This is a genomic window from Microbacterium sp. MYb54, assembly GCF_002979515.1.
Classification (GTDB): domain Bacteria; phylum Actinomycetota; class Actinomycetes; order Actinomycetales; family Microbacteriaceae; genus Microbacterium.
In genome coordinates, this window is record NZ_PCPA01000011.1 from 29,476 (window position 1) to 50,487 (window position 21,012).

At 67.4% G+C, this 21,012-nt stretch carries 21 protein-coding genes and 1 tRNA gene; 11 read left to right on the top strand and 11 right to left on the bottom strand.

The window, feature by feature from the left end; all coding sequences use genetic code 11:
- Nucleotides 1-46: 46 nt before the first annotated feature.
- Genes CQ040_RS12865 through pdhA form a run of 3 tightly spaced genes read right to left on the bottom strand, consistent with a single transcriptional unit; the run spans nucleotide 47 to nucleotide 3,608 of the window.
- Nucleotides 47-1,468 carry a dihydrolipoamide acetyltransferase family protein gene (locus CQ040_RS12865; RefSeq protein WP_105526765.1) on the bottom strand — a complete coding sequence of 474 codons (1,422 nt, stop codon included), beginning with the start codon at nucleotides 1,466-1,468 and terminating at the stop codon, nucleotides 47-49.
- Nucleotides 1,465-2,493, bottom strand: a complete 1,029-nt coding sequence (locus tag CQ040_RS12870; RefSeq protein WP_181156917.1) for an alpha-ketoacid dehydrogenase subunit beta — start codon at nucleotides 2,491-2,493, stop codon at nucleotides 1,465-1,467. The genes CQ040_RS12865 and CQ040_RS12870 overlap by 4 nt, the downstream gene beginning before the upstream one ends.
- Nucleotides 2,490-3,608 carry a pyruvate dehydrogenase (acetyl-transferring) E1 component subunit alpha gene (gene pdhA, locus CQ040_RS12875; protein WP_105526843.1) on the bottom strand — a complete coding sequence of 373 codons (1,119 nt, stop codon included), beginning with the start codon at nucleotides 3,606-3,608 and terminating at the stop codon, nucleotides 2,490-2,492. Before pdhA ends, CQ040_RS12870 begins: the two co-directional genes overlap by 4 nt.
- A 150-nt stretch (nucleotides 3,609-3,758) precedes the next feature.
- Here pdhA and CQ040_RS12880 point away from each other — a divergent pair, with 150 nt between their 5' ends.
- A complete protein-coding gene (locus CQ040_RS12880) occupies nucleotides 3,759-4,196 on the top strand; it encodes an Lrp/AsnC family transcriptional regulator (RefSeq protein WP_181156918.1) in 438 nt (145 codons plus the stop codon).
- Between the two features lie 32 nt (nucleotides 4,197-4,228).
- On the opposite strand, the gene CQ040_RS12885 is transcribed toward CQ040_RS12880, so the two are convergent.
- The 3 genes from CQ040_RS12885 to CQ040_RS12895 are packed head-to-tail and all read right to left on the bottom strand — an operon-like array spanning nucleotide 4,229 to nucleotide 5,701.
- Nucleotides 4,229-4,639 (bottom strand): DUF202 domain-containing protein, encoded by a 411-nt coding sequence (locus CQ040_RS12885; protein WP_105526766.1) that lies wholly within the window; start codon nucleotides 4,637-4,639, stop codon nucleotides 4,229-4,231.
- Entirely contained in the window at nucleotides 4,636-4,992 is a 357-nt protein-coding gene (locus CQ040_RS12890) for a YidH family protein (protein WP_028503454.1), read from the bottom strand. Before CQ040_RS12890 ends, CQ040_RS12885 begins: the two co-directional genes overlap by 4 nt.
- 58 nt (nucleotides 4,993-5,050) lie before the next feature.
- Nucleotides 5,051-5,701, bottom strand: coding sequence for an HAD-IA family hydrolase (locus CQ040_RS12895; protein ID WP_105526767.1), 651 nt, complete (start codon nucleotides 5,699-5,701; stop codon nucleotides 5,051-5,053).
- Nucleotides 5,702-5,822: 121 nt separating this feature from the next.
- Here CQ040_RS12895 and CQ040_RS12900 point away from each other — a divergent pair, with 121 nt between their 5' ends.
- Nucleotides 5,823-6,938 carry a DUF998 domain-containing protein gene (locus tag CQ040_RS12900; protein WP_105526768.1) on the top strand — a complete coding sequence of 372 codons (1,116 nt, stop codon included), beginning with the start codon at nucleotides 5,823-5,825 and terminating at the stop codon, nucleotides 6,936-6,938.
- Here CQ040_RS12900 and CQ040_RS12905 read toward each other — a convergent pair.
- The gene (locus CQ040_RS12905; RefSeq protein ID WP_146113883.1) at nucleotides 6,935-7,876 is read right to left on the bottom strand and encodes a spermidine synthase; all 942 of its coding nucleotides are present in this window, start codon (nucleotides 7,874-7,876) and stop codon (nucleotides 6,935-6,937) included. The two genes, CQ040_RS12900 and CQ040_RS12905, sit on opposite strands and share 4 nt — an antisense overlap.
- 126 nt (nucleotides 7,877-8,002) lie before the next feature.
- Between CQ040_RS12905 and CQ040_RS12910 the strand changes: the two genes are divergently transcribed.
- From CQ040_RS12910 to CQ040_RS12920, 3 genes are read left to right on the top strand one after another with little or no spacing between them, the layout of a single operon-like run.
- Nucleotides 8,003-9,826, top strand: a complete 1,824-nt coding sequence (locus CQ040_RS12910) for an ABC-F family ATP-binding cassette domain-containing protein (protein WP_105526770.1) — start codon at nucleotides 8,003-8,005, stop codon at nucleotides 9,824-9,826.
- Nucleotides 9,827-9,866: 40 nt separating this feature from the next.
- On the top strand, nucleotides 9,867-11,651 hold the full coding sequence (locus CQ040_RS12915; protein ID WP_105526771.1) for a Na+/H+ antiporter: 1,785 nt from the start codon (nucleotides 9,867-9,869) through the stop codon (nucleotides 11,649-11,651).
- A gap of 42 nt (nucleotides 11,652-11,693) precedes the next feature.
- Nucleotides 11,694-12,671, top strand: a complete 978-nt coding sequence (locus tag CQ040_RS12920) for an NADP-dependent oxidoreductase (RefSeq protein WP_105526772.1) — start codon at nucleotides 11,694-11,696, stop codon at nucleotides 12,669-12,671.
- Between the two features lie 79 nt (nucleotides 12,672-12,750).
- Here the strand turns inward: CQ040_RS12920 and CQ040_RS20485 are convergent, their stop codons facing one another.
- Nucleotides 12,751-13,386, bottom strand: a complete 636-nt coding sequence (locus CQ040_RS20485) for a hypothetical protein (protein ID WP_146113884.1) — start codon at nucleotides 13,384-13,386, stop codon at nucleotides 12,751-12,753.
- Between the two features lie 257 nt (nucleotides 13,387-13,643).
- Between CQ040_RS20485 and CQ040_RS12930 the strand changes: the two genes are divergently transcribed.
- The 3 genes from CQ040_RS12930 to CQ040_RS12940 all read left to right on the top strand — a co-directional run bounded on the left by CQ040_RS12930 (nucleotide 13,644) and on the right by CQ040_RS12940 (nucleotide 16,357).
- On the top strand, nucleotides 13,644-14,555 hold the full coding sequence (locus CQ040_RS12930) for a MetQ/NlpA family ABC transporter substrate-binding protein (protein WP_105526774.1): 912 nt from the start codon (nucleotides 13,644-13,646) through the stop codon (nucleotides 14,553-14,555).
- Between the two features lie 99 nt (nucleotides 14,556-14,654).
- Complete coding sequence (locus CQ040_RS12935) at nucleotides 14,655-15,698, top strand: methionine ABC transporter ATP-binding protein (RefSeq protein ID WP_105526775.1); 1,044 nt, start codon at nucleotides 14,655-14,657, stop codon at nucleotides 15,696-15,698.
- Nucleotides 15,698-16,357: a methionine ABC transporter permease gene (locus CQ040_RS12940; RefSeq protein WP_105526776.1), complete on the top strand. Its 660-nt coding sequence runs from the start codon at nucleotides 15,698-15,700 to the stop codon at nucleotides 16,355-16,357. Before CQ040_RS12935 ends, CQ040_RS12940 begins: the two co-directional genes overlap by 1 nt.
- On the opposite strand, the gene CQ040_RS12945 is transcribed toward CQ040_RS12940, so the two are convergent.
- The 3 genes from CQ040_RS12945 to CQ040_RS12955 are packed head-to-tail and all read right to left on the bottom strand — an operon-like array spanning nucleotide 16,344 to nucleotide 18,301.
- Nucleotides 16,344-17,282: a pseudouridine synthase gene (locus CQ040_RS12945; RefSeq protein WP_219844709.1), complete on the bottom strand. Its 939-nt coding sequence runs from the start codon at nucleotides 17,280-17,282 to the stop codon at nucleotides 16,344-16,346. The two genes, CQ040_RS12940 and CQ040_RS12945, sit on opposite strands and share 14 nt — an antisense overlap.
- 19 nt (nucleotides 17,283-17,301) lie before the next feature.
- Complete coding sequence (locus tag CQ040_RS12950) at nucleotides 17,302-17,796, bottom strand: MarR family winged helix-turn-helix transcriptional regulator (RefSeq protein ID WP_028503464.1); 495 nt, start codon at nucleotides 17,794-17,796, stop codon at nucleotides 17,302-17,304.
- A 7-nt stretch (nucleotides 17,797-17,803) separates the two neighbouring features.
- Nucleotides 17,804-18,301 (bottom strand): GNAT family N-acetyltransferase, encoded by a 498-nt coding sequence (locus tag CQ040_RS12955; protein WP_105526778.1) that lies wholly within the window; start codon nucleotides 18,299-18,301, stop codon nucleotides 17,804-17,806.
- 112 nt (nucleotides 18,302-18,413) lie between these two features.
- Between CQ040_RS12955 and CQ040_RS12960 the strand changes: the two genes are divergently transcribed.
- From CQ040_RS12960 to CQ040_RS12970, 3 genes are all read left to right on the top strand, one after another.
- A tRNA-Gln gene (locus CQ040_RS12960) sits at nucleotides 18,414-18,485 on the top strand.
- 1 nt (nucleotide 18,486) lies between these two features.
- Nucleotides 18,487-19,917, top strand: a complete 1,431-nt coding sequence (gene glmU / locus CQ040_RS12965) for a bifunctional UDP-N-acetylglucosamine diphosphorylase/glucosamine-1-phosphate N-acetyltransferase GlmU (RefSeq protein ID WP_105526779.1) — start codon at nucleotides 18,487-18,489, stop codon at nucleotides 19,915-19,917.
- Nucleotides 19,918-19,924: 7 nt separating this feature from the next.
- On the top strand, nucleotides 19,925-20,959 hold the full coding sequence (locus tag CQ040_RS12970) for a ribose-phosphate diphosphokinase (protein ID WP_105526780.1): 1,035 nt from the start codon (nucleotides 19,925-19,927) through the stop codon (nucleotides 20,957-20,959).
- Nucleotides 20,960-21,012 lie beyond the last annotated feature (53 nt).

Consider the following 21,012-nt stretch of genomic DNA (forward strand, 5'->3'; position numbering starts at 1 on the left):
GCGTAGCGCATAGGCATCCTCGGAATCGAGAACTCCGGACTTCCGGTCAGACCCTCCCGAACGCACGCAGCGGATGCTCGATGAGCTCGGTCACCCGCCTCAGGAAGCCCGCGGCGTAGCCGCCGTCGCACACCCGGTGGTCGAACGCGAGCGAGAGCTGGACTATCCGGCGCGCCACGATCGCGCCCTCCGCGACCCATGGGCGCTCGATGATCCGGCCGATGCCGAGGATCGCCACATCGGGGTGGTTGATGATCGCGGCTGAGCCGTCGACGCCGAGGCCCCCGTAGTTGTTGAGCGTGAACGTCGATCCCCGCAGGCGCTCCGGCGGCATCGTCCCGGAGCGGGCCGTGGTGGTGAGCTCGCGCAGCGCCGTGTCGAGCTGCGCGACGGTGAGCGCGTGTGCGCGGGGGACCACCGGAACCAGGAGCCCGCGTTCGGTGTCTGCCGCGACCCCGAGGTTCACGCCCTCGAAGGAGATGATCTCGTCTCCGCTCTCGCTCAGGCGCGAGGCCAGAATGGGGTAGTCCTCGAGGGCCAGGAGCACGAAGCGGGCGAGGAGCGCGGTCACCGACGGTGCCTTCTCTCCCTCCGGAGCCATCTGCGAACGCAGATCCCACAGCGCGGTGGCGTCGACGTCGACCCAGACGGTCGCTTCGGGGATCTCGGATCGGCTGCGGGTGAGCTTGGCGCTGACGGCTCTGCGCAGCGGCGACATCCGTTCGCGCGCGAGCACGGCGAGGCCGTCGACCGTCTCGCCGGATCGGGCTTCCTGTGCATCGTGGTGGGCGCTGACGCCGTCGACGGCGTTCTCGACGGCGGCTTGGAGAACGTCGGCGCGGGTGATGGCACCGTCGGCGCCGGTCGCGGTGATCGCGTGCACGTCGAGGCCGAGATCCCGAGCGAGTCGACGAACGAGCGGGGAGCGGACAGCCACGGGGCGGCGGTCGGACGATCCCGGCGACGGAGGAGTCGCGGAGGTGCTCGGGGTGGAACGGATCGCTGTCGGCGCGGGCACCGGCGGCGTCGCGGACACCCGAGGCGCGGTCACCGAGGCTGCGGCCGGGCGGCGTCGCCCCTTCGACGTGCGTGCGGCGGTGCCGTAGCCGATGAGGACGTTCCCCGAGCCGGCGCGCTCCTCTTCGCGGTACGCCTCGTGCTCAGGCTGAACCGGTGCGGTGCTGGGCGGCGCCGTCGAGGTCAGGGAGTCCGCCACTTCCAGCACCGGAGCGCCGACGTCGATCGTGTCGCCGGCGGTGCCGTGCAATGCGGTGACGATGCCGGCGAACGGCGACGGTAGCTCGACGATGCTCTTCGCGGTCTCGACTTCGGCGATCGGCTGATCGGTGGTGATGGTGTCGCCCACGGCCACGAGCCACTGCACGAGTCCTGCCTCGGTCAGTCCCTCGCCGAGGTCGGGCAGGAGGAACACCTGTGCGCCGGCATGCGGCTTCAGGGGAGTGCTCATACGTCGTCCTCCCAGTGCAGCGTGTCGATCGCGTCGAGCACGCGGTCGACGTCGGGCAGATACCAGTGCTCGAGTTTCGGGGGCGCGTACGGGGTGTCGAAGCCGGTCACCCGTCGCACAGGGGCGGCGAGGTACTCGAAGCAGCGCTCGAACACCCGTGCCTGGATCTCGGACGCGACGCTCACATATCCCGGGGCTTCGGCGATGACGACGGCGCGGCCGGTCGACTTCACGGCGGCCGTCACGGTCGCGTCGTCGAATGGCGAGAGCGAACGTACGTCGACGACCTGCACGCTGCGTCCCTCCGCGGCGGCCACCTCTGCGACCTCCAACGCGAGCGGCACCGAGGCGCCATAGGCGAGGAGTGTCACGTCCGTGCCCTCGCGGGCGATGCGGGCCGTTCCGAGCTCGGCGGTGATCGAGGTGTCGACCTCGCCCTTGGCCCAGTACAGCTTCTTCGGTTCGAGGAAGATCACCGGATCGGGGGAGGCGATCGCCGCACGCAGCAGCGAGTAAGCATCCTGCGGGGTGGACGGGCTGACGACCGTGAGGCCGGGCGTGTGCGCGTAGTAGGCCTCGGATGAGTCGCAGTGGTGCTCGACGCCGCCGATGCCGCCACCGAACGGGATGCGGATCACCAGCGGCATCCGCATACCTCCGCGGGTGCGGTTGCCGAGCTTCGCGACATGGCTGACGACCTGCTCGAAGGCGGGGAGCGCGAATGCGTCGAACTGCATCTCGACCACGGGGCGCAGACCGTTCATGGCCATGCCGACGGCCGTGCCGACGATGCCGGACTCCGCAAGCGGGGTGTCGAAGCAGCGCTCTTCGCCGAAGCGTGCGGTGAGACCGTCGGTGATGCGGAAGACGCCGCCCAGCGCGCCCACGTCCTCGCCGAAGACCACCACGTCAGGATCGGACTCGATGGCATCGGCCAGCGCTCTGTTCAACGCGGCGGCCATGGTCATGGTCGTCTTCGTGTCGACGGCACTCTCGGTTCGCATGTCGTCCTGTGCGATCGTCATCGCTGGCCTCCGTTCGGCGTGGTTCCGGCATCGGCGAGATGCGACCTGTCGATCTCGTCTCGCAGCAGGTGCCATTGCTCATCGAGCTGGGGGGATCGGGTCGCCGTCACGAAGCGGAACAGGTCTTCGGGATCGAGGTCTGCGTCGGTGTTCAGAGCGGCGCGCATCGCTGTCGCGATCTCCTCCGCTCCGGCGGCGAAGCGCTCTTCGGCGTCGGCATCGAGCGCGCCGGTGGAGGTGAGGTATGTGCGCAGGCGCTGCAGCGGGTCGCGCGCGATCCAGGACTGCACCTCCTCGCGCTCGCGGTAGCGGGTGTCGTCGTCGGCGTTGGTGTGCGCCTGCATCCGATAGGTGTGCGCCTCGATGAGGCTCGGTCCGCCGCCGGCGCGGGCACGGGATACGGCCTCGCCGAGCACTGTCAGGACGGCGGCGACGTCGTTGCCGTCGACGCGCTGTCCGGGCATTCCGTAGCCGATGGCCTTGTGGGCGAGCGAGGGCGCCGCCGTCTGGCGGCAGAGAGGGACGGAGATCGCGAACTCGTTGTTCTGCACGAAGAAGACGACCGGCACGTGGAAGACCGCGGCGAAGTTCATGGCTTCGTGGAAGTCGCCCTCGCTGGTGGCGCCATCACCGCAGAGTGCGAGCACCACGGTGTCCTCGCCGCGGTGCTTGGCCGCCTGGGCGAAGCCGACCGCATGCAGCAGTTGGGTGGCGAGTGGGGTCGCCTGCGGTGCGACGCGGTGCGCACGGACGTCGTAACCCGAATGCCAGTCGCCCTTGAGGAGCACCATCGCGTCAGCGGGCTCCACTCCTCGAGCTATCACGGCGACCGAGTCACGGTAGGTCGGGAACAGCCAGTCCGCGGCTTCGAGCACCATCGCGGCGCCGACCTGACATGCTTCCTGCCCGTGCGATGACGGGTAGACGGCGAGGCGGCCCTGGCGCACGAGGGCTCCGGCCTGATCGTTGATCCGCCGGCCTTCGACCAGACCGCGGTAGGCGGCCAGCAGCGTGTCGGGATCCGGGAGCACGTACTGCTCGTCCGTGACCGGGGCTCCGGTTTCGTCGATCAGTTGCACCGCGGTGTCTCGCGGGAGCAGGTCGGTGTGCAGCATGCGTTCGCCCTCCTTGCCGAACTCGATGAGGACAGCATGCCTCGGACGCGACATTCATCCAAGATCTTTCGTTGGATCCTGGATGAAAGTGCGGCTAGTGGTGCATTCTTGATCGAAGTGTCAGAAATTCTGCACCGATGGAGGGGGCTCATGGTCGCGCTGGATGAGACGGATCACGCGATCCTCGAAGAGCTGCGCCGCGATGCGCGGGCGTCTATGACGGCGATCGCCGATGCCGTGCATATCTCCCGTGCCGGCGCGCACGCGAGGATCAAACGACTCACCGATGCCGGCGTCATCACCGGCTACGGCGTGCGCACAGACCCGGTTCTCCTGGGGCACCACGCCAGCGCCTATGTGACCCTCGCCATCGAGCAGGCGACCTGGCAGTCAGTGAGCGAACGGCTTCGAGCGATTCCCGAGATCGAGCACATGGCCCTGGTCGGGGGAGACTTCGACGTGATCCTGCTGGTGCGGGCGAACGATGCCCGCGATCTGCGTCGCATCGTGTTGGAGGACATCCAGGCGATCCCGTCGATCCGCTCGACCAGAACGACCCTGATCTTCGAGGACTACCCGCGGAACTGAGCCGGTGCGTCGCCAGCTGCCTGAGCTCTCGGTCAACCCGCGTTGGCGAGCAGAGACGATACGAGGACGATCCCGATGCACAGGATTCCGAACGCCGTCGCGAGCACCGTCAGGGCGAGCAGCATCCCGCCGCCGGGTGGGTCCTGCGGCGTCGTCGGGCCGGCGGGCATCGCACCAGGCAACGTCGAATGCAGCCACGCGGTCATCCGCAGCTGACGTCGCCGTGCGGCCGACCAGAGCGCGCAGGCCGCGACGAGGCCTACTGCTCCAGGGACGAACCCCCAAGCCGCGAATGCCGAGGGCAGCATCAGAGGGAAGATCCGCAGCGACACGAGGGAGCCGATCGCGATCGCGAGAGCCGTGCGGCGCCACGCGAGCTCGGTGCGCTCGGGCTGCAGACCCGGATCGAACGGCCCCTGAACGCTCGGCCCCTGACCCGTCACCGCCAGAGCACCCCGGCCACGACGAGCAGACCGACGACGGTGACGACGACGGCGAGCACGACCGCAGAGAACGCGCCGGGCAGCGGACGCGACTGGCGCAATGCACGTTCGGCGCGCATCCATTCCCACCAGGCGAGCGGTGCGACGGCAGTGCCGGTGATGATCAGCAGCAGCGAGGCGGCGAGGCGGAATCCGGCGTGCAGGTCGAGTCCGAGCACCTCCAGGGCGACGCCACCGGCGATCAGCGCGAGCCCGGTGCGCGTCCAGGCGAGAAACGTCCGCTCGTTCGCGAGGGAGAAACGCGGATCGGGTTCCTCTCCGATGGCGTACACCGAGGCAGGGAAACGTCGCATCGCCTCATCGTAGCGGCGCCGTGTTCTCGGCGAGTCAACGGGCGAGATGGGTCATACGTCAGTCGATCGTGAGCTCGAACCCGTCGGGTGTGGCAGCGACCGAAACCTGCGACAGGTCGGTGACCAGAACGGTGGGGTGGTGCGCTGCCGCGTGCTTCCCGACGCCGATGACGCGCATGCCCGCGGCGAGACCCGCCTGGATGCCGGCACCGGAGTCTTCGAACACGACGCAGTCCGCCGGATCGATCCCCAGGATCTCTGCCGCACGGAGGAAGCCTTCGGGGTCGGGCTTGGACGCGGAGACGTCTTCCGCTGTGACCTTCCGTTCGGGGACGCTGAGCCCCGCCGCGCGCATTCGTGCGGTCATCAGGGCGACGTTTGCGGAGGTGACGATCGCGTGCGGGAACGGGTGCAGAGCATCGAGCAGCGCGCGTGCTCCGGGGATCTCGATCACGCCGTCGACGTCGCCCGCCTCATTCGCGAGCATGATGTCGTTCTCGTGGAGATTGATCGCGTGATCGCGCTCGGGAAGCATGATCGCCATGCTCTGATGCCCCTGTCGGCCGTGCACGGTGCGCAGCACGGTCTCGGGATCGATGCCATGCGGTTCGGCCCATGCGAGCCACAGCCTTTCCACGACGGCGGTCGAGTCGACGAGGGTGCCGTCCATGTCGAGGAGGGCGGCGCGGGCGGCGATGGTCTGGGTCACCCGTCCAGGCTACCGCCGACGAAGGGCGACATCGGGGGAGCCCCGCACGCGACCCGCGGGGCTGAGCCGCCACGGCGACCGGGCTGCTTGGCTTCTAGGATGTGGACCGGGAAGGACGAGGATGAACGCACTCGCGAGCAGGGTCATGCAGGTGCTGCGGCAGGTGCGGGGTCCGGAGACAGCAGAAGCCGTCTTCGAGGCGACCGCGCTGATCGTCGGCGCCGGCTTCTTCGTCGCGGGCTTCGTCATCGGTCTCCCGGTGTTCTGGGGACACGATCTGGCGATCAGCGGCAGCGGTTCGATCGGCGTCTTCGCCGCGTGGGGTGGTGCGGCTACCGCGATCATCGCCTTCACCCTCGGTCGTCTCGCCGTCCGCCCGGAGAAGCAGGATCCGGATGCCGCACGAGACGGGTTCAGCGTCCCCGGCGACCGGCTCCGGTGGTACGACCTCACCGCGATCGCGTTCGCCCATGCGGCGATCGCGTGCCTCGGCTGGCTCGGCATCGCGGCGCTCCTCGAGCGGAGCTTCACCGACGCCCCGGTGTTCCCGTTCCCCGGCGCGATTCTCGTGGCCGTCGCCTTCGCGCTGACCGGCTACGTCTCGTTCCTCAGCGCCGTGGCGCTGACGCCGATGGTGCTGTCGCTCGTGCTCGCGGTGTTCCTCGTGGTCGGGGCGTTCGCCAGCATGCTCGCCTCCAGCGACGTGCACTGGTGGCGCGACAACCTTTCCGCGTTGGGGATGAGCACCAACAGCTCCTCCGTCGCATTCAACGTGACGCTGGTCATCGCCGGCGTCATGATCACGACGATCTCCCGCTATGCGACTGCGGGCCTTCCCGCGGAGAGCCCCGAAGACCGTCGTGGGCGGTTCATGGTGCGCGGCGGACTGATCCTGATGGGGATCTTCCTCGCGTGCGTCGGACTCTTCCCCGTGGACGAGTTCTTCCTCCTGCACAACACCGTCGCGACCGGCATGACCGTGGTGTTCGGGATCGTCGTGGTCGGGCTGCCGTGGTTCCTGCCGACCATCCCTCGCGTGTTCGTCGCCTTCGGGTGGGTGTACGTGCTGGTCATCATCCTGCTCGCGGCGTTCTTCGCCGTCGGGTACTACAACCTCACCGCGGTCGAGCTGATCGCCGCCGTGCTGATCTTCAGCTGGATCATCGTGTTCCTGCGCACAGCGGGGTCGGTCACCGCGCCGGCGGTGACGGCCAGTGCTTCCGCGGAGGCGAACTAGTCCCAGATCGGGTCGTCGGGGTCGGGGGAGTCCGTGCCGTCGGCGTCGGTCATGATGCGCGCTTCGGCGATCCACGACGACAGAGAACCGTCGTGGAGCATGTGAGGTCGCGGTGAGCCGAGAAGGTCAGGGTTCGCCACGATGTCCAGCGGCTCATCGCTCGCGAAGATGACGACGTTGCCGAGCGGTCCTTCATCGTCTTCCGGTTCTGCGTCGAGGACGACGGCGACGTGGTCGAACACGGAGCTCAGGGTGGCCGCCTGTCGCCGTGAGTACTCGAACGGGTGCCCGTCGAGCAGGTTCACTGCCACGACTCCACCTGCTGCGGAGCGCGCGGCGACGCGGCGGTAGAACTCCTGGCTGGCCACACGATGCCGGATGACCGCGGCATCCCACAGGTCGACGACGGTGAAGCGCGCATCCACCCAATCGGTGTCGACCGCGGTGCTGCCGGACGCGGTGCCACCAGACGCTGCGGCGCCGAGCGCGGGGAAAGGGGGTGACGGCACCGACGATCGCTTCTCATCCGGAAGATCCGCGTCTGCGACCGCTCGCGCATCGCCGAAGATGACCCGCAGATCAGCGCCGGGGGGCAGGGGCAGGGCGGCGATCACTGCTGCATAGAGAGCGGGCTCGAACTCGACCGCGAGTTGAGGGGAGCCAGCACGCGTGGCCTCGACGTAGCGTGCCAGTGTGAGCGCTCCGGCCCCCAGATGCACGGTGAAAAGCGGTGTACCGGGCCTAGCTGCGGCATCCATTGCTCTGGCGATGTGCTGCGTGTAGGCGTATTCGAGTTCGGTGGGATCGGTCATCGAGACGACGGACTGCGCAATCCCGTCGACGCTGAGCTCGTAGCGCCCGGCTCGCCTTCTCGATTCCACCAGCTTCGCCTTGCGATTGTCGAGCATGAGCGAGAACACCCGGCGTTTCCTTGGCACCCGTCGATCTTAGGTCGGGTGAACTCGGTCGGAGACCGCCCTGCCCTGCAACGGAGGGGCATCCAGAAGGCCTCGCCTTCACGTGCGGCCATGGCGTCGCCCGCGCGCGGCTACCCTGGAAGCAACATGGCACATCTTCTCGGGGCCGAAAGCCTCCACCTCGAATATCCGACCAGGGTCGTCTTCGACTCCGTGACCCTCGGCATCGAGGAGGGCGATCGCATCGGCATCGTCGGCCGCAACGGCGACGGCAAGTCGAGTCTCCTCGGGATGCTGGCCGGCATCAAGGAACCGAACTCCGGACGCGTCACGGTGCGCGGCGGCACCCGCATCGGCGTGCTCGATCAGGCGGACAACCTGCCGGACGACCTCACGATCAGCGCCGCGGTCGTCGGCGACACCCCGGAGTACGAGTGGGCGGGCGATGCGCGCGTCCGCGACGTGATCGACGGGCTCCTCACCGACCTGCCGTGGGATGCGGAGATCGGTTCCCTCAGCGGTGGCCAGCGGCGCCGGGTCTCGCTCGCGAAGCTGCTCACCGGCGACTGGGACGTCATCGCTCTCGACGAGCCGACCAACCACCTCGACGTCGAGGCGATCACCTGGCTCGCCGGGCACCTCAAGAAGCGCTGGTCCGGGAACTCCGGAGCGCTCCTGGTCGTGACGCACGACCGGTGGTTCCTCGACGAGATCTGCACCGAGACGTGGGAGGTGCACGACCGCATCGTCGAGCCCTTCGAGGGCGGCTACGCCGCGTACATCCTGCAGCGCGTCGAGCGTGACCGGATGGCCTCGGCGACCGAGGCGAAGCGTCAGAACCTCGCCAAGAAGGAGCTCGCCTGGCTCCGGCGCGGCGCCCCTGCCCGCACGGCGAAGCCGAAGTTCCGCATCGACGCGGCCAACGAGCTCATCGCCGACGTGCCCGAGATCCGCGACAAGGTGTCGCTGCAGTCGCTCGCCGTCTCGCGCCTCGGCAAAGACGTCGTAGATCTGCTCGACGTCGGCGTGACCTACCCGACCGCGGACGGCGGCGAGAAGGTCGTGCTGCGCGACATCGAGTGGCGCATCGCACCGGGGGAGCGCACCGGCATCCTCGGTGTGAACGGTGCCGGCAAGTCGACGTTGCTCGGACTCATCTCCGGCACCGTCGAACCGACCGTCGGTCGCGTCAAGCGCGGGTCGACCGTGAAGGTGAAGACGCTGACCCAACGGCTCGACGAGCTCACGCAGCACTGGAAAGACCCGGTGCGCGTGATCATCTCGGGCCTTCGCACCTCCTACTCGATGGGTGCGGGTTCCAAGGCGCAGGACCTCACGCCGGGACAGCTTCTCGAACGGCTCGGGTTCGACTCCGCCCAGCTCTCCACTCCGGTCAAGGACCTCTCCGGTGGTCAGCAGCGCCGTCTCCAGCTGCTCCTCGTGCTTCTCGACCAGCCCAACGTGCTGATCCTCGACGAGCCGACCAACGACCTCGACACCGACATGCTCGCCGCGATCGAAGACCTGCTCGATTCCTGGTCGGGCACGCTTCTCGTGGTCAGTCACGACCGGTACTTCCTGGAGCGCGTCACCGACCAGCAGTACGCGGTCCTCGACGGGCATCTGCGTCATCTTCCCGGTGGCGTGGACGAGTACCTGCGCCTTCGCCACCTGCAGGCCGTCGCTGGTTCGAAGCAGACCGCGACGTCAGCAGCCACGGCGACGGCTACGGCAGCCGCCAAGGGACTGGACGGAGCGGCGCTGCGCACCGCTCAGAAGGAGATCTCCGCCCTCGAGCGGCGCATCCAGAAGCTCACCCAGCAGGTGAACACCGCCAAGACCGCGCTCGCCGACCACGACCAGGCCGACTACGACGGGCTCGGCGACCGGATGAAGAAGATCAGCGAGCAGCAGACCGAGATCGAGGAGTTGGAGCTGCGCTGGTTCGAACTCACCGAGGAGATCGGCTGACGGAGGAATATCCTTCTCTCAACGCTGTTGGGAGGTAGGGATGGAAGGCCTCGAAGTAACAGTCCTGCTCGGACTCACGATTCTTGTCGGAACCCTTATCGCCCCGCGCGTGCGTCTCGCGCTCCCACTCGTCCTGGTCATCTTCGGACTGCTGCTCGGCTTCGTGCCGCAGTTGCGAGAAGTGCAGCTGCCACCGGAGACCGTGCTGCTGCTTTTCCTCCCGGTGATGCTCTTCTGGGAGAGTCTCACCACATCGCTTCGGTCGATCCGTCGCGACTTCCGCTACATCCTCCCGATGAGCACGGTGCTGGTCGTCGCCTCGGCCTTCGCCGTCGCCGGCATCGGTGTGCTGTTCGGGATGCCGTGGGAGATCGCTCTCATCCTCGGAGCTGCGGTCGCTCCGCCAGACGCGACTGCCGTCGCAGCCCTCGGGCGCTTGCTGCCGCGCCGCATGTTCATGAAGCTCAAGGCCGAGAGCCTGACGAACGACGGTACGGCCCTCGTGCTCTATGCGATCGCGGTGTCGCTGGCGCTGGGTGGCCAGATCACCCCGCTGTCGGTCACGCTTGACGTACTGATCTCCTACATCGGCGGCATCGCAGCCGGTGTCGTGGTCGCCGCTCTCGGCTACCTGCTGCTGCGGCGCACGTCTTCGACGATCGTCATCAACGTGGCGCTGCTGCTGATCCCGTTCACGGCGTTCCTCGCAGCCGAGATGGTGCACGCCTCCGGAGTGCTCGCGGTCGTGGTGGCCGGGCTCATCGTCGCCTACGTGTCACCGCGGGTCACGACCGCCGCCTCGCGCCGGCAGGCCGATGCGGCGTGGCCGTTCGGCGTGTTCCTGCTCAACGGCGCCCTGTTCGTGCTGATCGGACTCGAGGTGCAGTACGTCGTGCACGAGATCTCGGCTCCGGCGATCGGACGCCTCGTGCTGATCACGCTCGCCGTGTGGGCGACGCTCCTGGCGGTGCGCTACCTGTTCCAGCTGCTCAACGTGCCCTTCCAACGACAGACCGGCCCGCGGCCCGCACCGGGAGCGCGGGCGCGCGCCAGAGCGGTGTCCACCGTGGCCGGTATGCGAGGTGCCGTCTCCCTCGCGATCGCGCTGTCGGTGCCGGCGACCATCACCGATGGGGGCACGGTTTCCGGGCGTGACGAGATCGTGTTCGTCACGGCGGGTGTGATCATGCTGAGCCTGCTCGTGCAGGGGCCGCTCCTGCCCGCCGTCGTGCGGTGGGCGAGGTTCCCGGTCGATCATGTCGAAGACGAGGAGTACGAGCTCGCCGAGCGTGCGATCTCCGGCGCGGCGCTCGCCGCTCTCGACGACCTCGCCTCAGAGCACGGCGTGGGGCAGGAGGTCCTGGATCGCGTGCGCTCCGAGGGCTACCAGATGCTCGAGTTCGCGAACGCCCGAACCCTGGCGCGTGAACAGGCGCTGGTCGATGCAGAGGCTGAGGCTCTGGACGAGATGCTCGGCGAGCCCGACCCGCTGAGCGCCGGAACGGCCGCAGAGACGCGCGACCCCGAGCGTGTGGCGGACCCGGCGCCGAGCGGGGGCACGCAGCAGATCGCTGAAGCGGATGCCACCGACGGTACGATCCTGCAGATAATCGCCACCTCGACCGACGTCGACCTCGCTCAGCGCTCCCCGCTGATCCGGCACGAGGAGCACACGCGTCTCAAGCTCGCGCTCATCGACCGCAAGCGCGAGGTGCTGCTGGGTCTACGCGGCGCCGGCACCGTTGACGACATCGTCGTTCGCCGCATCTCGGCCCGCCTCGATCTCGAGCAGGTGCGCCTGCAGGGGATCGAGGAGTTCGACTGAGGCCGCAGGCGACGCGTCCATTCAAGTGAAACCAGGAGTTCGATGTCCACGATGATGAAGGCGATCGTCCTCGATAGGTTCGGCGACGAGAGCGAACTGCACGAGCGGACTGTTGCCGTGCCGACGGTCGGCGAACGAGATGTGCTCATCCGGGTCGAGGTCGCCGGCATCGGGTCATGGGACCGCTTCGAACGCGAGGGCGAATTCGAAGGAGCCTTCCGCTTCCCCTCGGTGTTCCCTTACATCCTCGGGTGGGAGGGCGCGGGGATCGTCGAGGCGGTCGGCGCCGAGGTCACGCGCTTCACTCGCGGAGACCGTGTCTACGCGGCATCGAGGCCTGTGCCGCGAGGCGGGTTCTATGCCGAATATGCGGTGGTCGACGAGGAACACGTCGCTCCGGTGCCGGAGCGACTGACGAACGAGCAGGCGGGGGTCCTCGCCTGGGATGCGCTGACCGCTGCCAGCGGACTCGACGTGATCGATGCGAGTCCCGGTGACACCGTGATGATCTTCGGCGCGAGCGGGGGGATCGGGCATCTCGCCGTCCAGCTGGCGAAGCAGCGGGGTCTCCGGGTTCTCGCGGTGGCCTCAGGGGAGGACGGCGTCGAACTCGCGCGCAGCCTCGGGGCCGACGCGGCTGTCGACGGTCGGCGGGGCGACGTGACGGCGGCTATCGAGAGCTTCGCGCCGGGAGGACTCGACGCCGCACTCGTGACCGTCGGCGGTCCGGCCGCAGAGAGCGCACTGCGCGGCCTCAAGCCGTCAGGGCGGATCGCCTGGCCACACGGCGTGAATCCGGCGCCGACGAGCGATCTTGTCGAACGCGTGTCGTTCTACGACGGCGACCGGAGCCGAGCGGCCCTGGACCGTCTGAACGAGGTCATCGAGTCGAGTCCCATCGCCGCACATGTGGCGCGGGTGTTCGACGCCGACGAAGTCGTCCAGGCACATCACACCCTGCGAAGCCACTACGTGGGAAAGCTGGCGTTGCGCGCACCGCGCTCCACGAACCCGCTGTGACGCACGATTCCACTTTCGCGACGAGAGCGAAGGGTCCGAGCGCGGAACTCTACTCGGACCCTTCTCTCGACGGTGGGGATCAGATGCCAGAGAGGTCGACCCAGTGGGTCAGCTTCAACCACGCACTGCCCGTTCCCGAGAGCTGGTACTTCACTTCAGCCAGCACCCGCGGGGAGGTGAGAGAGTTCTGCGGCGGTTTCGTCTGGAAACCCCAGCCGGTGCTGTAGCTGTAGCTGTTCGTCGTGGGTGCCTTCTTGATAATCGAAGGCAGTCCGCCGCCGCTGTAGATCTCCACCTTCCGATCTTTGAGTCCGAACCCGGGATCGGGCGTCCAACTCCCCGTGACCTTCTCGGTCCGGATCTGATCGCCCTTCGTGTTCAAGCTGTACTGGATTGTGATCGATGACTTGACAGAACCGTTGTCGTGGTTCCCGCCCACAGAGGAGCGCGGGGCAACGACACCCGGCTTCGTGGAATCAGCCGGTAATTCAGGGGAAGGGATCCGCGTTTCGATCGTGGCCGATGTGCTCCTCGCATCCAGAGGTATTTCCTCCGACTGCTGATACACGATCGCCCCGGTCCTCACATCGGTGACGACGACTGTCGATGTTGCGTAGAGCTCCTCGTCTGTCGCTGCATGGGCGGCAGCAGGCAGTGAGAAGGACAGAAGCACGGCCGTTGCAGCGGCGAGTGCGGCTTTCTTGCTTGATTTCATGACGTCTCCGGTCGTTGTATCGGTGCTGGACCGCACCGATGCTCTTTCGAGCGTGTCGAGCAAAACACGCGGGCCGATTCGCTGTCACTGAATGTTTCGCTCTCTTACCGGGGCGTCCTCGACGAAAAGGCGCGAGTCGAGTGCTTCCGAGATGGGGAAGGCCGCACCCCGCTGTGACGGCGTGTGACACACGATTCCGTGTGCGAGGAGCGGCCTGCCTAACGTATTCGAGTCCCCCAAGAGAGGAACCTCTTCACATGTCACGCCGCACCACCTCCATCATCGCCACGCTCGCCGTGGTCCCACTTTTCGTCGCACTCGCAGGCTGCGCCACCGCGTCCTCCGACACCGGTTCCGGCAGCGGCGGCTCGAACGAAGACGAGGTCGTCAAGATCGGCGTCGTCGGTGAGAGCGACCCGCAGTGGCCGGCGTTCGTCGATGCTGCAGCCGAAGAGGGCATCACCGTCGAGCTCGTCGACTTCGGGTCGTACGAGCTTCCCAACCCGGCGCTGAGTGAGGGAGAGGTCGACCTCAACCAGTTCCAGCACATCGTCTATCTGGCTCAGTACAACGAGGCATCGGGCGACGATCTCGCTGCGATCGGCTCGACGCAGATCTACCCGCTGGGCCTCTACTCGACGAAGTACGACTCCGTGAAGGACATCCCGGAAGGAGAGACGGTCGCCGTGCCCGATGACGCCTCGAACCAGGCCCGCGCACTGCTGGTGCTGCGGGCCGCCGGACTCGTGGAGCTGAAGGACGGCGGCACGGCGTTCTCGGACCTCGCTGACGTTGATGAGGGCAAATCCAAGGTCAAAGTCACCGCGCTGGAGGCGGCGCTCACTCCCGAAGCCCTGCCCGACGTGGCAGCGGCCATCATCAACAACGACTTCGTGGAGGACGCAGGGCTTTCGTTCGATGACGCACTGTTCACTGACGACCCGAAGGACCCGAGTGCGCTCCAGTACGTGAACATCTTCGCGTCCCGTGCCGAAGACGTCGACAACGAGACCTACCTCAAGCTGGTCGAGATCTTCCAGACCGACAAGAACGTGCAGGAAGGCCTAGCGAAGTCGTCTGGCGGCACCGGTGTCACGCTGCAGACCCCGGCTGACGAGCTCGCCTCGCTGCTCAAGGACGTCCAGAAGGACGTCGCAGCGAACGGTTGATCAGCTCGACCTGAGAGAATCGGGCGACGCGCGAGCGTCGCCCGATTCGTCGTCTTCAGGTCGACCGAGCCCTTTCCGCCCTCAAGACCGGAGCACTCCATGCCCATCGTGTCCCTCGAGAACGTGTCGAAGAGATACCCGTCCCCGGCCGCGGCCGACGAGCAGATCACGGCGGTCGACGGCGTCACATTGCAGATCGATCAGGGAGATGTCTACGGCATCATCGGATACTCCGGTGCCGGCAAGTCGACGCTCGTGCGTCTCATCAATGCTCTGGAGCCTGCCTCCGAGGGCCGTATCACTGTCGATGGCGTGGAGATCACCGCCCTCGCCGAGCGCGAGCTGCGCCGGGTGCGCAGCGGAATCGGAATGATCTTCCAGCAGTTCAATCTCTTTTCCTCGAAGAGCGTGCGGGCGAACGTCGCGTATCCGCTCAAGCTCGCCGGGTGGTCGAAGCCCGACATCGAGGCGCGAGTCACCGAGCTGCTCAGCTTCGTTGGCCTGAGCGACAAGGCGCGCTCATACCCCGAGCAGCTCTCCGGCGGTCAGAAGCAGCGAGTGGGCATCGCCAGAGCGCTCGCCACGAGGCCGGCCATCCTTCTCGCCGACGAGGCGACCAGCGCGCTCGACCCGGAGACCACGCACGAGGTGCTGGCACTGCTGAAGAAGGTCAACGAGGAACAGGGCGTGACGATCGTCGTGATCACGCATGAGATGGATGTCATCCAGACCATTGCGACGAAGGTCGCCGTCATGGACCGCGGTCGCGTCATCGAGCAAGGTGACGTGTTCGAGGTCTTCTCCAATCCGCAGCATGCCGCTTCGCAGCGGTTCGTCGGCACGGTCGTGAAGGGCGTGCCCTCTCCGTCCGAACGGGCAGTCCTCCGAGAACGTCACGATGGTCGCCTCGTGACGTTCTCGTTCCGTGACGGCGGTCCGTCCCAGGCGCAGGTCTTCCTCCAGCTCGCCGACGCGGGACTGGAATTCGAGCTCGTGTTCGGGGGAATCAACGACATCCGCGGGCGCGCCTTCGGGCACCTCACTCTCGCGATCCGCGGCGAGGACGGAGTCATCGAGCGGACGCTCGCGAGCATCGCTCAACATGTCGAGGTGTCCGACATCGACAGCGAGGAGGTGCGCTGATGGATCGTCTCATCGAACTGGGGCCGGAGTTCTGGACGGCTGCCGTCGAGACCCTCTACATGGTGTCTCTCACACTCGTGCTGGGCGGCCTGCTGGGCGGTCTGATCGGCGTCGGTCTGTACCTGACGAGGCCCGGAGGGATGCTGCAGAATCGCGCTGTGTCCGCGGTGCTGAACCTCTTCATCAACTTCTTCCGTCCCATCCCTTTCGTGATCCTGATCACGGTGCTGATTCCGTTCTCACGTTTCATCGTGGGCAGCGGCATCGGCACGAACGCCGCGATCGTGGCGCTCGTCGTGGCATCGATGTTCGCGATCGGCCGTATCGTCGAACAGCATCTCGTCGGGGTCTCACCCGGAGTGATCGAAGCCGCGCGCGCCATGGGGGCCGGTCCCTGGCGGACGCTTTTCACCGTCGTGATCCCGGAGGCGTTGGGCCCGCTCATCCTCGGGTACACGTTCGTTATCGTGGCGCTCATCGACATGACCGCAATGGCCGGATACATCGGCGCCGGCGGACTCGGCAACTTCGCGTTGACTTACGGACGCCGTCAGTTTGAGCCCGTGGTCATGTGGGCGGCCGTGCTGCTCATCGTCGTCCTCGTTCACGTGGCGCAGACGTTCGGCACGCGCCTCGCGCGCAAGGTCATGCGCCGCTGACAGGGTCCTCGCTGACGGGTGCTTCCTGCAGGGTGCGCCGCGTGGTGAACATGCGCTCTTCGCCGCTCACTGGATCGACGAAGCGCAGTTCCCGCGCGAGCAACTGCAGCGGGCGGTAGAAGTCGTCGGGCAGGTCGTCGAGCAGCTCGGGGTAGAACCGGTCGTTCAGGATGCCGATGCCGAGGGCGGCGAGGTGCACGCGCAGCTGGTGCATCTTGCCGCTGTGGGGTCGGAGCAGCGTGTGCACGACGTGATCGTCGCCGCCGATCAGCTCGACGAGCGTCTCGGAGTTCGGCTCCTTGGCGTCGTCGACCTGCACGCGTACCTGACCGCGGGGCTTCTCGATGTTGTTGCGGTAGACCACGGGGAATGTGGGCAGCACCCCGCTCTCGGGGAGCGCGGACACCGCCTCGTACACCTTCTGAACCTGACGCTTCTCGAACATCAGCTGGTACGCACCCCTGGTCGCGGGACGGGTCGAGAACATCAGCAGCCCGGCCGTTGCGCGATCGAGGCGGTGGATCGGGGCGAGGTCGGCGTTGTCGAGGAGGCGGCGCAGCCGCACCAGTGCCGAGTTCTGGAGGAACTTGCCACCGGGGGTGGTGGGCAGGAAGTGGGGCTTGTCCACGACGACGAGATGCTCGTCCTGGTGCAGGATCTCGACCTCGAACGGGATCCGGGTCTCGACTGCGGGCTCGCGGTAGTACCAGACGAACTCGACGCTGCCGAGGGTGGCGTCGCGGGCGACGGGCGAGCCGTCGGCCCGCACGATGTCGCCGCGGTCGAACCGTTCGAGCAGCCGCTCCGGCTCGAGGTGGAAGAAGCGCTCGACCATGTATGCCGAGACGGTCGGCCACGCGCCGGTGAGTGGCACATGCAGACGCGTGGCTCCCACGCCGTCGCGCACCGGGAGAGGTGAGGGCATGCCCATCAGCGGGTGCCGCTCACTTGTCGAAGCTCAGGCTCAGCTTGCGCAGCAGCCCGGCGAGGCGATCGCGGTCCGAGCGCGAGAGTGCCTGCAGCAGGTCGGCCTCGACGTCGACGAGCCGTGTGATGGCGGCATCCACGCGGATGCGACCGTCATCGGTCAGGATCACCAGCACGCTGCGTCCGTCGCCGGGGTCTGCCTCGCGACGCACGAAGCGGCGGCTGACGAGCCGGTCGATCCGGTTGGTCATCGTCCCGCTCGAGACCAGGGTCTGCTGCAGAAGCTGCTTGGGGGAGAGCTGGAAGGGTGCACCGGCGCGGCGCAGAGCCGACAGCACATCCCACTCCCAGTGCTCCAGGTCGCTGCGGCGGAAGACATCGCGGCGGGCCCGGTCGAGGTGCCGTGACAGGCGGTCCATCCGCGACAGGACCTCAAGGGGTGAGAAGTCGAGGTCGGGGCGCTGGGTGTTCCACGCGCCGACGATCCGGTCGACCTCATCCACCTCGCTCATCCGCCCATTATCGCGTGTGCGCGCCCGGTGCGATGGATGTCGCGGACAGGTCGAGCGTCATGAACGTGCTGTAGGGGTCGGCGATGTAGCTGCCGAACGGGCCGCATTCACGAAAACCCGCTGCGGCGTACATCGTGCGGGCGGGGATGAAGAACTCCGCACTCCCGGTCTCGAGTGAGAGCCGACGGATGCCTCGCACCTCGGCATCGGCGAGGAGGAAGGTCAGCATCGACCGGCCGAGACCTCTTCCGCGCAGGGCAGGATCTGTCCGCATCGACTTGAGTTCTTCATGCCCGTCCTCGACCGTCACGAGGGCGCCGGTGGCGACCGGGCGTCCGTCGACGGAGCCGGCGAAGAGCCTGACACCGGGGGCGAGCAGGCGTTCGAACACCAGCGCGTGACGGCTCTCGGCCGGCGCGGTGTGCTCCAACTCGGCGTGGTGGGCGACCAGGAACTCGGCCAGGGCGGGGCTTGCGGCCTTCACCCGTTCGATCACGATGCTCATGTCGTCAGCATTGCAGATCGGTATTTCACGCGGATGACGGGCCGCGGTGTCAGCGGAACCGGGGCCGGAGCATGGCAGACTTGTCCCCGCGGCGTCCTCGTGGGCGCTGCGGTCCGCCGTGGTGTAATGGCAGCACGACAGCCTTTGGAGCTGTTAGGTCTAGGTTCGAGTCCTGGCGGCGGAGCATGACTGGGAACAATCTCGCGATCATCGTCCTCGCCGCAGGCCAGGGCACGCGCATGAAGTCGCGTCTGCCGAAGGTGCTGCACCCGATCAGCGGGCGTCCACTGGTCGGACACGTGCTCACGACAGCGGGGCGGCTGCAGGCCGCGCACGTCGAGGTGGTCGTCCGGCACGAGCGCGACCAGGTCGTCGCTGCCCTCTCCGAGGATTATCCCGATGCGGTGTTCGTCGACCAGGACGACATCCCGGGTACGGGCCGCGCGGTGCAGGTGGCCGTCGAGGCTCTGCCCGGCGACTTCGACGGTGACGTGCTCGTGCTCTCGGGGGACTGCCCGCTCGCCGATGTCGACACCCTCGCAGCCTTCGTCGCTGAGCACCGTGCCTCCGGCGCGCCGGCCACGCTGATGACGGCCCTGGTCGACGATCCGGCCGGCTACGGACGCGTCGTGCGCGATGCCGATGGCGGCGTGGACCGCATCGTCGAGCAGAAGGACGCGAGTGCCGAGGAGGCCGCCGTCCGCGAGATCAACGCCGGGATGTACGTGTTCAGCGCCGCGACGCTGCGCACCTACCTGCCGCAGCTGAGCCTGGACAACGCGCAGCGCGAGATGTATCTGACCGATGTTCCAGGGATGCTCCGTCGTGACGGCGACCGGGTGGCGGCCTCCGTCGTCTCCGATGTCACGGTGACCTACGGTGTCAACGACCGTGCTCAGCTGGTCGAGGTCGGCCGGCTGCTCAACCAGCGCATCGTGCGTCGTTGGCAGCTCGAGGGCGTCACGGTCATCGACCCGGCGACGACCTGGATCGACGACGACGCGAAGCTCTCAGCCGACGTCACAGTGCTCCCGAACACGCAGATCCTGCGCGCCACCGTCATCGCCTCCGGCGCCGTCATCGGCCCCGACACCACGCTCGTGGACTGCGAGGTCGGCGAAGACGCGATCGTCCGCCGCACCGATGCGAACCTGGCCGTGATCGGTGCAGAAGCCACCGTCGGCCCGTTCTCGTTCCTCCGCCCCGGCACGGTCCTCGGCGCCAGGGGCAAGATCGGCGCCTACGTCGAGACCAAGAACACCGAGATCGGCGAGGGCAGCAAGGTGCCGCACCTCTCGTACGTCGGCGATGCGACGATCGGCCGCGGCGTGAACCTCGGCGCGAGCACGATCACCGCCAACTATGACGATGTGCACAAGCACCGCACCGAGATCGGTGACGAGGTGCACACGGGTTCGCACACGGTGCTCGTCGCGCCCGTTAGGCTTGGGGCAGGTGCGAAGACCGGCGCCGGCGCGGTCGTCCGCAAAGACGTCCCGGCCGGAGCGCTGGCCATGACCGTCGCCCCTCAGCGCAACATCGAGGGGTGGGTCGAGAAGAACAGAGCAGGCACGGGCGCAGCGGATGCTGCGTCCCGCGAGAATTCGGCGGAATAGGCGGAGCATGGCGCGCAAGAAGAAGACGGTCGACCTGGATCGCGACAACGGCGTGGCTCCCGGGATCATCGCCAAGACCAAGAAGCGACTCGTCGTCGCAGGAGGTCGCTCGCATCCTGCGCTCACGGCGGCCGTCGCCGAGTCTCTCGGTACAGAGATCGCGCCCGTCGAGCACCGCACGTTCGCGTCCGGTGAGATCTACGCCCGCTTCGAGGTCTCGATCCGCGGTGTCGATCTCTTCCTGATCCAGACCTTCGGCGAGCCGGTGAACGAATGGCTCATGGAGACGCTGATCATGATCGACGCCGCCAAGCGCGCGTCGGCCAAGCGCATCACCGTCGTCGCGCCGTACTATCCGTATTCGCGTCAGGACAAGAAGGGCCGCGGTCGTGAGCCGATCAGCGCCCGTCTCGTCGCCGATCTGCTGAAGACCGCCGGCGCCGACCGCGTCATGAGCGTCGACCTGCACGCGGCGCAGATCCAGGGCTTCTTCGACGGCCCAGTCGATCACCTGTTCGCCAAGCCCGTCCTGCTGGAGTACTTCCAGCGCACGCTGTCACCTGCGGACCGCGAGATCCTCACGGTCGTCTCGCCGGACATGGGTCGCGTGCGCGTCGCGGACACCTGGTCGGACAGCCTCGGTGCCCCGCTCGCGATCATCCACAAGCGTCGTGACCCGAAGGTCGCCAACCAGGTCTCGGTGCACGAGATCGTGGGAACGGTCGAGGGGCGCACCTGCCTCCTCGTCGACGACATGATCGACACCGGTGGCACGATCGTCAAGGCCGCCCAGGCGCTCAAGGCGGCCGGCGCCCACCGCGTGATCGTGGCGGCGACGCACGCGATCTTCAGCGACCCGGCATCCGATCGGCTGCAGGACTCCTCGATCGACGAGGTCGTCATCACCGACACGATCCCGCTCACGGAATCGCGGCGCTGGGACAAGCTGACCATCCTCCCGATCGCCCCGTTGCTGGCCCGCGCCATCCACGAGGTGTTCGAGGACGGCTCCGTGACGAGCATGTTCGGCGGCGACGCGTAACGCATCGTCACGGCACAGCCCGCGCATAGCCGTGGTGCTTACGGTCGAATGGT

Coding starts and splice junctions, on each gene's coding strand:
- CQ040_RS12935 (WP_105526775.1), top strand. CDS start 14,655: ATGCCCATCGTGTCCCTCGAGAACGTGTCGAAGAGATACCCGTCCCCG.
- CQ040_RS12910 (WP_105526770.1), top strand. CDS start 8,003: ATGGCACATCTTCTCGGGGCCGAAAGCCTCCACCTCGAATATCCGACC.
- CQ040_RS12880 (WP_181156918.1), top strand. CDS start 3,759: ATGGTCGCGCTGGATGAGACGGATCACGCGATCCTCGAAGAGCTGCGC.
- CQ040_RS12915 (WP_105526771.1), top strand. CDS start 9,867: ATGGAAGGCCTCGAAGTAACAGTCCTGCTCGGACTCACGATTCTTGTC.
- CQ040_RS12900 (WP_105526768.1), top strand. CDS start 5,823: ATGAACGCACTCGCGAGCAGGGTCATGCAGGTGCTGCGGCAGGTGCGG.
- CQ040_RS12955 (WP_105526778.1), bottom strand. CDS start 18,301: ATGAGCATCGTGATCGAACGGGTGAAGGCCGCAAGCCCCGCCCTGGCC.
- CQ040_RS12930 (WP_105526774.1), top strand. CDS start 13,644: ATGTCACGCCGCACCACCTCCATCATCGCCACGCTCGCCGTGGTCCCA.
- glmU (WP_105526779.1), top strand. CDS start 18,487: ATGACTGGGAACAATCTCGCGATCATCGTCCTCGCCGCAGGCCAGGGC.
- CQ040_RS12865 (WP_105526765.1), bottom strand. CDS start 1,468: ATGAGCACTCCCCTGAAGCCGCATGCCGGCGCACAGGTGTTCCTCCTG.
- CQ040_RS12920 (WP_105526772.1), top strand. CDS start 11,694: ATGTCCACGATGATGAAGGCGATCGTCCTCGATAGGTTCGGCGACGAG.
- CQ040_RS12945 (WP_219844709.1), bottom strand. CDS start 17,282: ATGCCCTCACCTCTCCCGGTGCGCGACGGCGTGGGAGCCACGCGTCTG.
- pdhA (WP_105526843.1), bottom strand. CDS start 3,608: ATGCTGCACACCGACCTGCTCCCGCGAGACACCGCGGTGCAACTGATC.
- CQ040_RS20485 (WP_146113884.1), bottom strand. CDS start 13,386: ATGAAATCAAGCAAGAAAGCCGCACTCGCCGCTGCAACGGCCGTGCTT.
- CQ040_RS12940 (WP_105526776.1), top strand. CDS start 15,698: ATGGATCGTCTCATCGAACTGGGGCCGGAGTTCTGGACGGCTGCCGTC.
- CQ040_RS12890 (WP_028503454.1), bottom strand. CDS start 4,992: ATGCGACGTTTCCCTGCCTCGGTGTACGCCATCGGAGAGGAACCCGAT.
- CQ040_RS12970 (WP_105526780.1), top strand. CDS start 19,925: ATGGCGCGCAAGAAGAAGACGGTCGACCTGGATCGCGACAACGGCGTG.
- CQ040_RS12950 (WP_028503464.1), bottom strand. CDS start 17,796: ATGAGCGAGGTGGATGAGGTCGACCGGATCGTCGGCGCGTGGAACACC.
- CQ040_RS12870 (WP_181156917.1), bottom strand. CDS start 2,493: ATGACGATCGCACAGGACGACATGCGAACCGAGAGTGCCGTCGACACG.